Source organism: Amycolatopsis saalfeldensis, from assembly GCF_900110575.1.
Lineage (GTDB): Bacteria > Actinomycetota > Actinomycetes > Mycobacteriales > Pseudonocardiaceae > Amycolatopsis > Amycolatopsis saalfeldensis.
Genome location: NZ_FOEF01000018.1, coordinates 79,926 through 95,313 on the forward strand (window position 1 = coordinate 79,926; position 15,388 = coordinate 95,313).

The 15,388-nt window shown below is 71.0% G+C and carries 11 protein-coding genes and 1 pseudogene; 4 read left to right on the forward strand and 8 right to left on the reverse strand.

Translation table 11 applies throughout. From position 1 onward, the window contains the following. Positions 1-22: 22 nt before the first annotated feature. The 4 genes from BMY97_RS32685 to BMY97_RS32700 form a co-directional block, all read right to left on the reverse strand. Entirely contained in the window at positions 23-2,269 is a 2,247-nt protein-coding gene (locus BMY97_RS32685; protein WP_091624538.1) for an ADP-ribosylglycohydrolase family protein, read from the reverse strand. Next, positions 2,270-3,649, reverse strand: a complete 1,380-nt coding sequence (locus BMY97_RS32690; protein WP_091624540.1) for a TNT domain-containing protein — start codon at positions 3,647-3,649, stop codon at positions 2,270-2,272. Between the two features lie 29 nt (positions 3,650-3,678). Beyond that, positions 3,679-3,984, reverse strand: coding sequence for a hypothetical protein (locus BMY97_RS32695; RefSeq protein ID WP_091624543.1), 306 nt, complete (start codon positions 3,982-3,984; stop codon positions 3,679-3,681). Positions 3,985-4,100: 116 nt separating this feature from the next. Continuing rightward, the gene (locus tag BMY97_RS32700; RefSeq protein WP_091624863.1) at positions 4,101-5,363 is read right to left on the reverse strand and encodes an MFS transporter; all 1,263 of its coding nucleotides are present in this window, start codon (positions 5,361-5,363) and stop codon (positions 4,101-4,103) included. 376 nt (positions 5,364-5,739) lie between these two features. On the opposite strand from BMY97_RS32700, the gene BMY97_RS32705 reads away from it, so the two are divergent. Next, positions 5,740-6,321, forward strand: coding sequence for a YqgE/AlgH family protein (locus tag BMY97_RS32705; RefSeq protein WP_177231648.1), 582 nt, complete (start codon positions 5,740-5,742; stop codon positions 6,319-6,321). Here the strand turns inward: BMY97_RS32705 and BMY97_RS32710 are convergent. Next, entirely contained in the window at positions 6,318-6,740 is a 423-nt protein-coding gene (locus tag BMY97_RS32710; RefSeq protein WP_091624545.1) for an SdpI family protein, read from the reverse strand. The two genes, BMY97_RS32705 and BMY97_RS32710, sit on opposite strands and share 4 nt — an antisense overlap. A gap of 65 nt (positions 6,741-6,805) precedes the next feature. Between BMY97_RS32710 and BMY97_RS32715 the strand changes: the two genes are divergently transcribed. Beyond that, positions 6,806-7,990 carry an esterase-like activity of phytase family protein gene (locus BMY97_RS32715; protein ID WP_091624548.1) on the forward strand — a complete coding sequence of 395 codons (1,185 nt, stop codon included), beginning with the start codon at positions 6,806-6,808 and terminating at the stop codon, positions 7,988-7,990. 160 nt (positions 7,991-8,150) lie between these two features. Next, entirely contained in the window at positions 8,151-11,054 is a 2,904-nt protein-coding gene (gene leuS, locus BMY97_RS32720) for a leucine--tRNA ligase (RefSeq protein ID WP_245787614.1), read from the forward strand. 414 nt (positions 11,055-11,468) lie between these two features. Here the strand turns inward: leuS and BMY97_RS32725 are convergent. Then, positions 11,469-12,747 (reverse strand): annotated as a pseudogene (locus BMY97_RS32725) (IS256 family transposase). 394 nt (positions 12,748-13,141) lie between these two features. Here BMY97_RS32725 and BMY97_RS32730 point away from each other — a divergent pair. Next, the gene (locus BMY97_RS32730; protein ID WP_091624551.1) at positions 13,142-13,879 is read left to right on the forward strand and encodes an SDR family oxidoreductase; all 738 of its coding nucleotides are present in this window, start codon (positions 13,142-13,144) and stop codon (positions 13,877-13,879) included. Here BMY97_RS32730 and BMY97_RS32735 read toward each other — a convergent pair. Then, positions 13,876-14,613 carry a TetR/AcrR family transcriptional regulator gene (locus BMY97_RS32735; RefSeq protein WP_091624553.1) on the reverse strand — a complete coding sequence of 246 codons (738 nt, stop codon included), beginning with the start codon at positions 14,611-14,613 and terminating at the stop codon, positions 13,876-13,878. The two genes, BMY97_RS32730 and BMY97_RS32735, sit on opposite strands and share 4 nt — an antisense overlap. A gap of 9 nt (positions 14,614-14,622) precedes the next feature. Continuing rightward, positions 14,623-15,033, reverse strand: a complete 411-nt coding sequence (locus tag BMY97_RS32740; RefSeq protein WP_091624556.1) for a hypothetical protein — start codon at positions 15,031-15,033, stop codon at positions 14,623-14,625. Positions 15,034-15,388 lie beyond the last annotated feature (355 nt).

Below are 15,388 nucleotides of genomic sequence, written 5' to 3' on the forward strand. Positions count from 1 at the left end.
GACCACGGAATTCCCGGACCGGTCAGTGCCGCGGATACCGCTGTGCCCACTGGTCGCCGAGCCGGCTCAGCGCCGAATCGCGGTCGAAGTGCCACAGCGCGTCGGACGAGATCTGCTCGATCAGGTGCCGCAGCTCCAGCTGGTCGATCCACTTCTGCGGCAGGCCGGGCACCCCGGCGCGGGCGCCGAGCAGTGCGCCGGCGATCGCGCCGGTCAGCGCGCTGCGGCCGGAGTGGTTGACCGCGCGCAGCAGCGCCTGCTCCGGGTAGTTCTCGAAGCCGGACAATGCGGCGAAGGCGCGGCCGAGCACCGAAAGCGTGCCCTGGCCGTCGCCGATCAGCTCGGGCATCCGCAGGTCCGGGAGGCCGTGCTCGCCGAAGAACGGCACCGACTCCGCGACCATCGCCTTCACCGGCGCCCACTCCGGCCCGTTGACGAACGTGGTGTTGTGGTCGGTCAGGATCTCGCGCGAGAGGTTCCAGACGGGGTAGCTGAACGCCTCCTTCGTCAGCGCCGACTCGAACAGCCAAGCCAAGTACGTCGCCACGGTGAGGTCGTCTTCGTGCGGGTGCGTGACGCCGACGAGGTCGCGCACGGCCTGCCGGACGCCGCCGCTGAAGCCGGTTCCCGGGCCGGCCACCGTGAGCACCGCGGGCAGCGCGGCGATCAGCGCCGCCGGGCCCGACATCGGCACCGCGGACGGCGATCCGGTGGCCAGCGCGTGGTACGCGTTCAGCTCGGTGTCCTCGGCCGTGCGGCGGACGTGCAGGTCCGCCACCTTCACCAGCCAGCCGTCGGTTTCCTCGTGGGGCGCGCCCTGCGTGTGCAGCCAGCGCATCAGCGAGCCGCGCACGACGCTGGGGAACAGCTTTTCGACGTCACGCGATTCCGGCTGTTCGCGGTGCGGACTGCGGATCACGGCCTCGGTGTAGAACAGCAGCCGCTGCGTCAGCGAGCCGACGCGGCCCGGCTTGTCGAAGGCCACCGGCAGGTCGTCGACGCCGTCGGGGCCGAACTGGGTGACGATCTCGTCGAGCCGCAGCCGGTCGACGGCCATGCCCAGCGCCTCGCCGAGCGCGAAGCCGACGTACGCGCCCGTGACGCGCTGCCAGCCGAAGCGGAAGTTTTCCAGCTCCTGCTCGTGGTACTTGCCGAAGGTGTCCAGCCGCGGCACCAGCTGGCCGTCGTTGTCCCAGGACGGCGCGAGGCCGTTGGCGCGCAGGTCGTTCGGTTTGCTCCGGGGCCCTTCCGGCTGGGCCAGCCGCCGCAGCCACGACTGGCCGAGCACGGTCTTCTGGCACTCTTCGGCGGTCAGCTCGAAGCCGTGTCTCCGTGCCCGCTCCGCGGCGCCCAACGGCGGCGGCACGGGCTCTTCGAGGCCCATTCGCGCCGCCGTGTCGCGGGCCAGCCGCTCCAGGTCCTCCTCGGCCTCCGGGCAGCGGCCGTTGCGATCGATCCGCGGCTCGTGCCGGGGGAACCGCTTCGCGATCGCGGCCAGCTCGTCGCCCGTGACGTCCTCGAACGTCGCCGGACCGCCGTTGATCACCAGGTTCGGCGGGTGCTCGAACTCGGCCAGCGTGGCCAGGTCCACCCGCCACCAGGCGTGCTCGCGCGGCGGGAAGTGCCGGGTCGCGCTGAACACCTTGAGCTCGTTGCGGTCCTCGGAGAAGTAGAACCGGTCGGTCGAGCCGCTTTCGGCGTCGAGCGGCACGAAGACCTCGCAGCGCAACAGCCCGATCAGCAGCTGCTCGCGCGTCAGCCAGCCGACGCTCGCGAACGCCAGCAGCGTTTCCAGCGTGTTCTCCGGCTTCGGGTAGCCGCGGCGGATCGGGCCGGCCTTGTACTCGGGGTTCTCGCGCTCGTCGCCGGTCTGGTGGCCCTCGTTGTCGACCTTCACCCAGCCCGCGACGGCCTGCAGCGGCACGCCCAGCTCGCCCAGCCCGGCCTTCACGTACTCCGGGTCGACGACCTCGCGCCAGCTCTCCTGGCCGGGGAACGCGACCGGGATGCTCAGCCCGCCCGGGTGCGGATGCGCCTGGCGCAGCTCGCCGTCCGGCTCGCGCACGACCACCGACGGCGGCGGGAACAGCTCCTTCTCCGGGCGGCCGTCGTCGAGGAACGCGACGGTGTTGTACGGGATCGACCAGCCTTCGGGGATACGCAGCACCTGGTCGTGGTCCACCCGGAGGCCACCGGGGCCGACGACGTCGGGACCGTGCACAGCGCGCAGCCAGTTCCCGACCTTCTCCATCGCTTCCGCCGCTTCCACCTACTCGATCCTCTCCAGGCTTCCGTCGGACTCGTGCTCCGAGATCGGCTTCGGCAGCACGTACGCCACGGCCCCGCCCGGCAGGTTCGCCCAGGGCACAGTGACCCCGGTGATCACGTGGAGTGAGCGCCGGAGTCGATAGGTGCGGGCCACTCGCTCTCGTTCGAGTGGCAGTGACGTCGTAACGAACCGTACCTCGCCGTGATGTACCAGGTTGCCGGGTTCCTCGCCGAAACGCAGGACGACGGTACCCTCCGCCAACCGGGTGAGTCTCTTGTTGCGGAGCAGGGTGAGGGGAGGGTCACCCGGGGCCGCCTGGATCGGCCAGTCGTCGAGCACACGGGCGGTCTCGAGCGGCGTCTCCCGCCCGGCGGTCATGCGGGCAGGGTGCAGCAGCAGGGCGCCGAGCAGCTGCTGGGCGGCGCCGGCCAGGTGCGCGAAACGCTGTTCGACGCCGGTCGGGGATGTCACCGTCCAGCCGTGCCCGGCGGGTTCGAGGCACCACTTCCCCCGCTCGCGGGAGCCGATCCGGTAGGCCTGCGGCCACACGCCGGACGACTCGAGCCGCTGCTGCAACACGGTGAGCAGCTGGTCGTCGGTCAGCTCGGGGTCCGCGGCGGTCTCCAGCTCGGCCGCCTCGTCGCCGCCGGTCCGCTGGACATCGGCGGGTCCGGGACGGGGCCGCGGCTTCCCGAGCAGGTCGGCCTCGGCGGTGCGGCGGACGAGGTGCTCCACGTACGGCGGCTGGAAGCCCAGCGATCGGATGTGCGCGACCAGCTCGGGCTCGGGTGCGACGCCGGCGCGAAGCTGCTGGGACACGGCCTCGGGCCAGAGCCAGGTGCCGTCGGTGCGGTGCCCGTCGCCGACCAGCGGCTCGCGTTCGAGGTACTGCAACACCAGCGGCAGCTCGTCTTCCGGCAGCGGCTCGCGCTCCTCCCCCGTCTCGGCGGGGCGGGCGCGGCGGAACACGACGCCGAGGGGAAGCCCGGTGCGCAGCCGCCACCAGTCGGGGATGTGCTCGTCGTCGCGCGGGAACGTGGCCAGCTCGTCGGCGTACGCCTCGGCCTCGGGCGCGGTCGTCCACTGGGGGTCTTCGTCGGCGAAGAAGTCGAAGTCGAAGGTCGAATCGGGCGCGAGGACGAAGCGCGACTGCAACCAGGTGCCGCGGCCCTGCTGATACATCCCGGAGCGCAGCGTGCTGAACCGTTCGGTCAGCTCCGGCCCGGCCGTCGTGTTGCGCAGGCGTACCTCGGTGTGGCTGCCGACCTGGGCGAACCCGACTCCGGCCGGACCGGCGGGGTCGGACTGGTGGGCGCGGACCAGCTGGCCGATCTCGACGAGCAGGGCCCGCTGCTCGTCCGCGGAGAGGATTTGTTCCACGTGAATCAACGCATCCGGGACATGCGGGCTCAGAAGCCGCGGCGGCGGTTCTGGGGCACGGCGCCGCGCGGGCGCACCCGCCGCGGCGTGGGTCGCGGGGCCGTCGCCGGCAAGGACAGCCCGTCGGTCAGCGGGGCCTCGGCGAGCTGTTGCACCAAGGCCTGGACGGTGAACGCGAGCTGCGCCGGCGAGGTGCGCTCGAACGTGTCCGGGGCGAACTCGAGCTTCCCGAGCGTGCCGCCCACGCCGACGGTGGCCTGGACCAGCCCGTCCGGTGACGTCAGCACGGCAGGACCGACCTCGAGGCGCGCGCGATCGTCGCCGGTGGTGCTCACGGTGGCCCCCCGTGGTGGTTGAACTCGCCGGGGTTCACCCGGCCGGGTCATCGGTCACTCTAATGCCAATGGCCTGATCACAGTCGCCGTTCGGCCCAACGGTTTGCGGCAGCGAATCAGTTCGGCGTGGCGCGCCGGCGCGCCAGCACGTAGCCGGCGCCGCCCAGCACGTAACAAATCGTCGCCGCCACCATGAGGCCCGGCGAGTGCCCGTTGTCCGGCACGAAGACCGCGCCGATGGCCACGGCGGCCACCTGCGTGATGTTGAACAGCGTGTCGTAGAGGGCGAAGACGCGGCCGCGGGCTTCGTCGGCGACGTCGAGCTGGATCGACGAGTCGACACCGAGCTTCAGCACCTGCCCCGCGCCCGTGATCAGGAACGACGCGATGAGCGCGAGCGGCAGCAGCATCGGCAGGCCGAGCGCGGACTGCGCGAGCGCCGCCACGACCAAGGCGCCGAGGATCGCGCGGAGCCGGCCGAGCCCGCGGATCAGCCGCGCCGTGCACAGCCCGGCGACGAGGATGCCCACCCCGCCGAGCGCCACCATCTGGCCGAGCCCGGGCAGACCGGCCCGGAAGACCCCGTCGTCCACGAAGTAGTTACGCATCAACAGAACGGTGACCAGCAGTGAGATGCCATAAGCCGCGCGGTGCGCGAACAGCGCGATGAAGCCCGCCGTCACGCTCGGCGCGCGCCAAGCGTGCCGCGCACCGTCCGCGAGGCCGCGGGCGACGGCGAGGAACGGGTTCGGCGGCTCGTCGACCACCGTCGGCCCGAGCACGCCGCGACTGAACCTCCGGGCGATCAGCGCGGACGCCAGCGCGCCCAGCGCGGCAAACGCCGTCGTCTCGGCCGAGCCGACGTCACCCGCGCCGAACACGGCGCGCAGGAGGATGGCGCAGCCGCCGCCGACCACGGCCAGCCCGGAGCCCAGCGTCGTCACGAAGGCGTTCGCCGAAACCACGCTCGAAGCCGGCACGACGTGCGGCAGCGAGGCCGAAAGACCGGAGCCGATGAAGCGTGACGTGCCCTCGGCCAGCAGCGCGAGCGAGAACAGCCCGGTGCCGCCGAGGCCCGTCCCGACCGCGGCCGCCGAAGCCAGGATCGCGACCGCGCGCAGCACGTTCGCGAACACCAGCACCTTCCGCCGGTCCCATCGGTCGAGCAGGGCCCCCGCGAACGGCCCGACGATCGAGTACGGCAGCAGCAGCGCCGCGAACCCCTCGGCGATGGCGAGCGGGTCGGCGGCGCGCTCGGGATTGAACAGCACGGCCCCGGCCAGCCCGGCGCGATAGACCCCGTCGCCCCACTGCGCGGCGAAGCGTGCGTACAGCAGACGGCGGAATTCGGGGTCACGGAGCAGGAGCCGCGGCCCCATCCGTTCCGTGGTCGCCGCTCCGCTGATGGTCACGCGGTTCAGCGTAGCCATCAGAGGTGGCTGGTCAGAAGGTGCTTTCAGGGGGCGTGAGGGAGATATGGGGCCGGCGCACCGGTGGGGGTCCGGGGGCCCGGCCCCCGGTCGACACAGCAAGTGCGACTGCGGGGAAGCGGTGCTCCGCGACCAGGTGGCGGCCGGCGCACTTGGTCGCCTCTCGGCGGCTTGGCGCAGTGTGGCTCCAGCCGAACGGTATTCCACAAAGGCGGTTCTTCAGTGAGCCCGGGGGACACGGAGTGCGCCGGCCACTGTGTTCAACGGGGCGGGTGGGACTGGTGTTCCCCAGCCGCCGCGTTTTCTTGGAGCCGGGGGTGGGATCATGGCGGGCGTGCCAGCGGACGCCGAGGTAGAACCGGGAACGCTCCTGGTCGCCGCCCCCACGATGTTCGACCCGAACTTCAAGCGCACCGTGGTGTTCGTCATCGACCACCGCGACGAGGGCACGCTCGGGGTGGTGCTGAACCGCCCGAGCGACGTGCCCGTGCACGACGTCCTGCCCAGCTGGGGCGGGCACGTCGCGGAGCCGCAGTCGGTGTTCGTCGGCGGGCCGGTGGAGAAGAAGACCGCCTTGTGCCTGGCGGCGCTGCGCACGGGCGAGACGGCGGCGAGCGTGCCCGGCGTGATCGCCGTCCGCGGCCCGGTGGCGCTGGTCGACCTCGACACCGATCCCGAAGTGCTGGTGCCGAAGGTGCGCGGGGTGCGGGTCTTCGCCGGGTACGCGGGCTGGGACTCGGGGCAGCTCGCGGGCGAGATCGAGCGGGAGGACTGGGTCATCGTGCCCGCGCTGCCGAGCGACATCCTGGCCTCGCCGAGCCGTGACCTGTGGGGCCAGGTGCTGCGCCGTCAGGGCGTGCCGGTCGCGTTGCTGGCCACCCACCCGGGCGACCTGCAGCGCAACTAGCTGCCGTCGGCTTTCTGGAACACCCCGCAGCCACCCGCGCCGCAGGCGCAGCCACTGCATCCGGCGGGCGCGGCCGGCGCCGGGGCCGGCACGGTCAGCGCGGCGCGGGCGCCGAGCACCCCGCCGCCGACGACCATCGCGAGCAGGCCCAGCACGCCGACGAACGCGGCGGCGATCAGCCCGGCCGTGGTCGGCATGGCCAGCGCCGCGAGCCCGGCGACCACGGCCACCGCGCCACCGGCCAGCGTCGGCAGCCCGGCGATGCGGTTGGCCAGCTTGAACGCGGCCTCACTGCGCAGCGAGGCCGCCGTGCGGACCCCGGTACCGCTTTCCCGGGTCAGCCGCTCGCGGAAGCCGAGGAAGCCACCCCAGCCGACGACAACACCCAGCACGATCGGGACGAGCGCGATAGCGAACACCCCACGAGGATAAGCGTGACGTCCCGGCAACCTGCCGGATACCCTCATCCGCTGTGCTACAGCCCATGTCTTCACCTACGCGACGCCGGGTACTCGGCCTTGCCCTGACCGGGTTACTCCCGCTCGCCCTGCTGGCCGCCGCCCCGTCAGCCAGCGCCACGGAGAGTCACGCCCGGCCCATCCGCCTGATCGGCGAGCAGGTCGTGCCGAACGCGCTGCAGTTCCAGGGCACCACGGTCGGCGGCCTGTCCTCGATCGACTACGACCCGAGGACCGGCGGCTACGCCCTGATCTGCGACGACCGCTCGGCCATCAACCCGGCGCGGTTCTACACGGCGAAGTTCGACGTCGACGCCCACCACCTCGGGCCCGTCACCTTCACCGGCACCCGCCCGCTGCTGCGCCCGGACGGCACGCCGTACCCGCCGCTGGAGCGGAACGACCCGGCGGCGCCGCAGAACGAGCAGACGATCGACCCCGAAGAGCTGCGCGTCGACCCGTGGACCGGCGACTACACGTGGTCGCAGGAGGGCGAGCGCACCGCCACCACCCCGGCGACGCTGATCGACCCGTCGATCCGCCAGGCGCGCCGGACCGGCGAATACGTCCGCGACCTGCCGATCCCCGCGAACGAGAAGATGACCCCCGGCGCCGGGCCGCGGCAGAACCTGGTGCTCGAGGGCCTCACCTACGCCGCGTTCGGCACGCTCGTCGCCAGCGAGGTCGAGGGCCCGCTGCTGCAGGACGGACCGGAGGCGACCACCACGTCCGGCTCGCTTTCGCGGATCACGCTGCAGGGTCGCGCCGGCCCGGTGCTCGCCCAGTACGCGTACCCGCAGGAGAAGCTGTTCGCCGGCCCGGTGCCGCCCACCGCCTTCGCCACCACCGGCGTCTCCTCGATGCTCGCGGTGAACCAGGCCGACCCGACGAAGTACCTGATGATGGAGCGCTCGTTCGTCACCGGCGTCGGGAACAAGATCCGGATCTACGAGATCGACACCAGGGGCGCGACGAACATCCTGAACGTCAAGTCGCTGGCCTCGGCCACGGGCGTCCGGCCGGTCAAGAAGAAGCTCCTGCTCGACCTCGCCGACTACCCGTTGTCCACTGTGGACAACGTGGAGGACATGACCTGGGGCCCGGCGCTGCCCGGCGGCGAGCGCAGCCTGGTGCTGGTGAGCGACAACAACTTCGCCGCCACGCAGGTGACGCAGGTGATCGCTTTGGCGGTCCCGTCAGAACGGCTTTGACCAGGACGTTAAGATGGCGGTATGAACACGGCTCGGCTGCTCCTTAGCCTGCCGCGCTGACCAGGCCACCATGGCCACGGCCGGCGCGGCGACCCCTCACGCCTTCGGGCTTGGGGGGTCGAGTTGTTTCTGGAGTGGCTCGACACGGAGGAAAACGGCGATGACAGGGTCCACGGAAGCTCCGGTCCCGGCGGCCGGCGCGGCGGAAACACCGACGCCGCCCGGCGCTGAGCAGGCCCCGCCGCACCGCTACACCGCGGAGCTGGCCGGGCAGATCGAGCAGCGCTGGCAGGACTACTGGTCCGACCACGGCACCTACCACGCGCCCAACCCCACCGGCCCGCTCGCGGCCGAGGGCGAGCCGGTGCCGTCGGACAAGCTGTTCGTGCAGGACATGTTCCCGTACCCGTCCGGCTCGGGCCTGCACGTCGGGCACCCGCTGGGCTACATCGGCACCGACGTCTACGCCCGCTACCACCGGATGATCGGGCGCAACGTCCTGCACACGCTGGGCTACGACGCGTTCGGCCTGCCGGCGGAGCAGTACGCGGTGCAGACCGGCACGCACCCGCGCACCACCACCGAGGCGAACATCGTCACGATGCGCCGTCAGCTGAAGCGGCTGGGGCTGGGCCACGACGAGCGCCGCTCGATCGAGACGATCGACCCGGACTACTACAAGTGGACCCAGTGGATCTTCCTGCAGATCTTCAACTCCTACTACGACACCGAAGCCCAGAAGGCGCGGCCGATCGAGGAGCTGGAGAAGGCGTTCGTGGCCGGCGAGCGCCCGACGCCGGACGGCCGCCCGTGGGCCGAGCTGAGTGACGTCGAGCAGCGCAAGGTGATCGACGAGCACCGTCTGGTCTACATCTCCGAGGCGCCGGTGAACTGGGCGCCCGGACTGGGCACCGTCGTCGCGAACGAGGAGGTGACCGCGGACGGCCGCAGCGACCGCGGCAACTTCCCGGTGTTCCGCAAGAGCCTGCGCCAGTGGATGATGCGGATCACCGCGTACGCCGACCGCCTGGTCGACGACCTGGACCTGCTGGACTGGCCGGACAAGGTCAAGTCCATGCAGCGCAACTGGGTCGGCCGCTCGCAGGGCGCCCGGGTCGCGTTCACGGCCGGTGGCGAGAGGATCGAGGTCTTCACCACCCGGCCGGACACGCTGTTCGGCGCCACCTACATGGTGATCGCGCCCGAGCACCCGCTGGTGCCGAAGCTGACCGCCGCGCAGTGGCCGGGCGAGCACCCGGAGAGCTGGACCGGTGGCGCCGACACCCCCGCCGCGGCCATCGCCGAGTACCGCGCCGCCACCGCCCGCAAGTCCGATTTGGACCGTCAGGAGAACAAGGACAAGACGGGGGTCTTCACCGGCACGTACGCGGTGAACCCGGTCAACGGCAAGGAAATCCCGGTCTTCATCGGCGACTACGTGCTGATGGGCTACGGCACCGGCGCGATCATGGCCGTGCCCGCGCAGGACCAGCGTGACTACGACTTCGCGAAGAAGTTCGAGCTGGAGATCGTCCGCACCGTCGACCCCGGCCCCGGCTTCGAGGGCGAGGCGTTCACCGGCGACGGCGCCGCGATCAACTCGGCGAACGAGTCGGTCAGCCTGGACGGCATGGGCGTGGCCGACGCCAAGAAGACGATCATCGCCTGGCTGGAGGAGCACGGCCACGGCGAGGGCACCGTGCAGTACAAGCTGCGCGACTGGCTGTTCGCCCGCCAGCGCTACTGGGGCGAGCCGTTCCCGATCGTCTACGACGAGTCCGGCCTGCCGATCGCGCTGCCCGAGGACCAGCTGCCCGTGGTGCTGCCGGAGGTCGACGACTACTCGCCGAAGACCTTCGACCCGGACGACGCCGACTCCGAGCCGTCGCCGCCGCTGTCGCGGGCCACCGACTGGGTCGAGGTCACGCTGGACCTGGGCGACGGCCCGAAGAAGTACCGCCGCGACACCAACGTGATGCCGCAGTGGGCGGGCTCGTGCTGGTACCAGCTGCGCTACGTCGACCCGGACAGCAAGGACGTGTTCTGCGCGCCGGAGAACGAGGCCTACTGGATGGGCCCGCGCCCGGCCGAGCACGGCGTCGACGACCCGGGCGGCGTCGACCTGTACGTCGGCGGCGTCGAGCACGCGGTGCTGCACCTGCTGTACTCCCGCTTCTGGCACAAGGTGCTGTACGACCTGGGCCACGTGTCGTCGAAGGAGCCGTACCGCCGCCTGTACAACCAGGGCTACATCGAGGCGTACGCCTACACCGACGAGCGCGGTGTTTACGTGCCGGCCGAAGAGGTCGTGGAGCGCGAAGGCAAGTTCTTCCTGGGTGACGAAGAGGTCAAGCAGGAATACGGGAAAATGGGCAAGAGCCTGAAGAACGCCGTGACGCCCGACGAGATCTCGGACAACTACGGCGCGGACACCTTCCGGCTGTACGAGATGTCCATGGGCCCGATGGACATGTCGCGCCCGTGGGCGACCAAGGACGTGGTCGGCGCGCAGCGGTTCCTGCAGCGGCTGTGGCGCCTGGTCGTCGACGAGCAGACGGGCGAGCTGCGGGTCACCGCGGACGAACCGTCGGAGACCGACCGGAAACTGTTGCACCGCACCATCGCCGGCGTCCGCGAGGACTACGCGGAGCTGCGCTTCAACACCGCGGGCGCCAAGCTGATCGAGCTGAACAACCACCTGACCAAGGCGTACGGCTCGGCAGCGGCGACCCCGATCGAGATGGCGGAGCCGCTGGTGCTGCTGCTGGCCCCGATGGCCCCGCACATCGCCGAAGAGCTGTGGCGCCGCCTGGGCCACGTCGACTCGCTGGTGCACGGCCCGTTCCCGGTGGTGGACGAGAAGTACCTGGTCGAAGACTCGGTCGAATACCCGATCCAGGTCAACGGCAAGGTCCGCTCCCGCATCACGGTGCCCGCCGCCGCGACCAACGAGGCCGTCCAGTCCGCCGCCCTGGCCGACGAGAAGGTCGCCACACTGATCGGCGACAAGACACCGCGCAAGGTGATCGTCGTGCCCGGCCGCCTGGTGAACATCGTGCTGTAACGCGGCACCTGCCGAAGGCCGCCCCTCCCCGGGGCGGCCTTCGCCGTCTCCGGGCCCCTCCTCACCTCCGCCCCTCCGCCCCTCCGCCTCTCGCCCCCTCCGTCCTCCGGCTGTCCGCCCTTCTGCACCCTCCACCCGCTCCACCCGTCCACCCGCTCACCCCTCCGTCCTGTCGACCCCTCCGTCCTGTCGGCCTTTCCGCGCCGCCGCCCGCTCAGTCTCTCCGCCCCCTCTGTCCTCTTCGGCCCTCTCCGCCAACGCTGCAAGCCACTTGTCCACAACCACCCTCCGTTGTGGACAACTACGGCTTCTGCCCCGCTTTTCCCCGTCACCGTCGGACCCCGCCGATAGACTGGGCATGGGACGCCCCCAGGGGTCTGTCAAACGAACGGTGTAACTCGGGTTGAAGGGGAACTACTTGCGTCCGGCGGCCAGGCGGCCGTCGAAGGCGATCTCGAACGCATTCAACGCGGGTTTCCACCGCACCGTCCAGCGTTTCCGGCCGGCGCCGGTCGGGTCCAGGCTCATGATCGCCATGTAGACGCACTTGAGCGCAGCCTGCTCATTCGGGGAGTGCCCGCGGGCCTTCACGGGGGCGGATGCAGGCGTTGACGCTCTCGATCGCGTTGGTCGAGCAGATCACCCGCCGGATCTCCGGATCAAAGGCCAGGAACGGCACGAACTCCGCCCAAGCGTTGTCCCACAACCTGACGATGGCCGGGTATCGGGCGCCCCAGACCTCGACGAACTCCGCGAACCGCTCGCGGGCGGCGGCCTCGGTCGGCGCGGTGTAAACCGGTTTGAGTGCCCTGGCGATCGCGTCCCAGTGCTGGCGGCCTGCGTAGCGGAAACTGTTGCGCAGCAAGTGAACCACGCAAGTCTGGGTGATCGTGGCCGGCCAGACCGCGGCGATCGACTCGGGCAACCCGGTCAGCCCGTCGCAGACGACCATGAGCACGTCGGCGACGCCGCGGTTCTTGAGTTCGGTGAGCACGTGCAGCCAGTACTTGGCACCCTCGCCGCCGCCGCCGGCCCACAACCCGAGGATGTCGCGGCGGCCCTCGCAGGTCACCGCCAGGGCGACATAGATCGGCCGGTTGGCGACCTTGCCGTCGCGGATCTTGACGTGGATGGCGTCGATGAAGATCACCGGATAGACCGGGTCCAAGGGCCGGTTCTGCCACTCGACCATGCCCTCCACCACCTTGTCAGTGATCGTAGAGATCGTCTGCCGGGACACCTCGGCGCCATACACCTCGGCCAGGTGCGCGGAGATCTCCCCGGTGGTGAGGCCCTTTGCGGCCAAGGAGATCACCATCTCGTCCACGCCGCCCAGGCGTTTCTGCCGCTTGGCGACGATCTTGGGTTCGAAGCTGGCGTCCCGGTCCCGCGGCACGTCGATCTGCACCGGGCCGACGTCGGTGAGCACGGTCTTGACGCGGGTGTCGTTGCGGGAGTTGCCGGTTCCGCGGCCGGCCGGGTCGTGCTTGTCATAGCCGAGGTGGTCGGTGATCTCGCCCTCGAGCGGACTCCAGCAGCCGTTTCGTCACTGCGCCAGCACCCCGTTCTCGCCGGTCACCGCCAGCCCACCAGCCTTCGCGCGATCCACCAGCTGCGCGACGAGCTGCTCGTCCAGGCCACCCAGCCCGGACGCGGTGTTCAAGCCCTCAGCGTTCTCCACGCCGGACATCATGTCGGTCATCAGGTGCACTTCCATGATCGGGAGTTACACCGCTCGTCTTACAGTCCCCCCAGAGGAGGGCGGGGGCTGTGTCGGCGGGGGCTGTACTTCGGCTTTGGGCAGGCGCAGGCGACCCGGGTTCGCCCGTGAGCCGGGTTTGCGGCGGGTACTGGCGCGGCGGGCGGGCGGGCAGGTGGCGGTAGCCCCCGCAACGGTGCGGCGCGCCACCCAGCCGAGCGTCGCGGTCCAGGTAGAGGGGATCGAAGCGGCCTCGCACCGCAAGGCTCGCCCGAAGCTCGGACGCACCTCGACAACCCAAAGGCCAACGCCAAGACGGAAAGGCGCCAGTCCCGGGCCGATTCGATGGAGCTATCAGGAAAACGGCTTCAGCGAAGGAGAATTGCGGATGATCCTCGACGGCAAGGTGGCTCTGGTGACGGGCGGCAGCCGGGGCATCGGGGCGGCCACGGCGGTGCGGCTCGCCGAGGACGGGGCCGACGTGGTGGTCACGTATGCCGACAGCGAGCGGCTGGCGGCCGAAGTGGTCGAACGGATCAAGAGCCGAGGCCGAAGGGCGCTCGCCGTCCGGGCGGACAACGCCGACGCGGCGGCCGTGGAGGCGGCGGTGACGGCCACCGTCGCCGAGTTCGGGCGGCTCGACGTGTTGGTCAACAACGCTGGGGTGGGCTTCGTCGCGCCGCTGGAAGAGACCGCGCAGGACGACGTCGACCGGGTGCTGGCGGTGAACGTCCGCGGGGTGCTCGTCGCGTCGAAGGCCGCCGTCGCGCATCTCGGCGAGGGCGGGCGCGTGATCACGATCGGCAGCTGCGTCACCGACCGCGTGCCCGGGCCGGGGATGGTGCTGTACGCGGTGAGCAAGTCGGCCATGGTCGGGCTGACCAAGGCGCTCGCGCGCGAGCTGTCGCCCCGCGGCGTCACGGTCAACCTCGTGCACCCCGGCCCGATCGACACCGACCTGAACCCGGCGGACGGTCCGTACGCGGCCGACCAGGCGTCCTCCACCGCCGTCGGCCGTTATGGCTCAGCCGAGGAAGTCGCGGCGGCCGTCTCGTACCTGGCGGACCCGGCCAGCGCGTACGTCACCGCCGCGATCCTCTCGGTCGACGGCGGGCACGCGGCCTAGCGCGCGTCGAGGCCGACGTCGCGGGCGAGGTCGGCCAGCATCGCCTCGAACAGCACGTCCGGCTTCGACACGGGGATCGGGTAGTTGCCGAACACCTCGAGCGTGACGTGCCCGTAGAGCCGCGCCCAGAACTGGATCATCAGGTAGGTCAGGCCCAGGTCCAGCTTCTCCGGCGCGATGGCCCGCCCGGACTCCGCCAGCACCGCGAGCAGCTCCCCCTGGAACGCGGTGAGGTCGTCGCGGAGCTCGGGCGGGACCACGTCGTTCGGCGGCATCACCAGGTCGTGGATCGCCAGCACCTGGCCGGCGGCGGCGAGGAAGATCCGGCCGAACGGCTCGTCGAGGCGGTGCAGCGCGCTGCCCGCGGTGGTGCCGACCCCGCCCGTCGGCGACGCGAACACCAGCGTGAACTCCTTGGTGTGCGTCAACGCCCAGCGCCGGAAGCCCTTGCAGATGGCGAACAGCTGGAGCATGCCGTCGTCGGGCAGGTCGGCGATGTCCACGGCCAGCTCGGCCGCCAGATCGGCGCAGACGTCGAGGCGGAGGTTCTCCACCAGGTCGTCGCGGGACTCGTAGTAGCGGTAGAGAGCCGGCGCGGTGATGCCCAGCTCGCGCGCGATCGCGCGCAGGGTGACCGCGTCCGGACCGTCGTCCACCAGGAGTCTACGGGCGGTGCGGCGGATGTCCTGCTCGGTAGCCGCTCGCGCGCGGCCCCTTCGCGTGGGGCTGCTCATCCGGACATTCTAGGTGCTCGGGACACCTATTTCGGTACCAACGCGGCCGGAGAGCAGTCCGGCTTGTGCCGCGGTCAGCGGCCGGAGCAGCCACATCGCGGGAACAACCATGCCCAGCGCGCAGAAGAAGTGCACGATCCACGCCCCGGTCAGCGACGGCCCGCCCCACGAAGCGCCGGCGGTGGCGTCGTCCCAGAACAGGCCGTACGTCGCGATCCGCCACACCAGGAACCAGACCACCAGGGCGAACGGCCACGCCAGCAGTGCCAGCCCGGCCGAGGCGAGGGGACGAGGGGGACCTTCACGCACGGTGGTCCCCACCAGCCGCGCGGCGAGCCGCCGTCGGACCCGAGGGCCGGCGGCGAATGCGGGCAACGCCAGCAGGGCGTAGATCGAGCGCTTCCAGTCGGAGATGGTCATGCCTTGACGGTAGGAGGCTCTGACCGGCCGAAACAGGCGGGAAGCCGCCGTCTCGGGTAGGGAAAACCGGGGGCGGCTCCGCGGGTAGCGGGGCGCCGCCGACGCCGATCACTCGGGGGGCTACGTGATCGGCGCCGGCGACCCGATGCCCTCTCCGGTGCGCTTCCGGTCGGGGCAACGCCACTGGTCTCGAGGACAGTGACGCACCACAAGAGCGGAGCCCGTGTCAGAAGTGACGCCTGGGGGAGTTCTATCCCCCGATCGAGTGACGGGTTGTCCGCTGCTCGCCTGATTGTCGCACCCGGCGCGAGATAAGTTACAAAAACCTTCACTTTTGTGCCCGTACCGTCCTTGG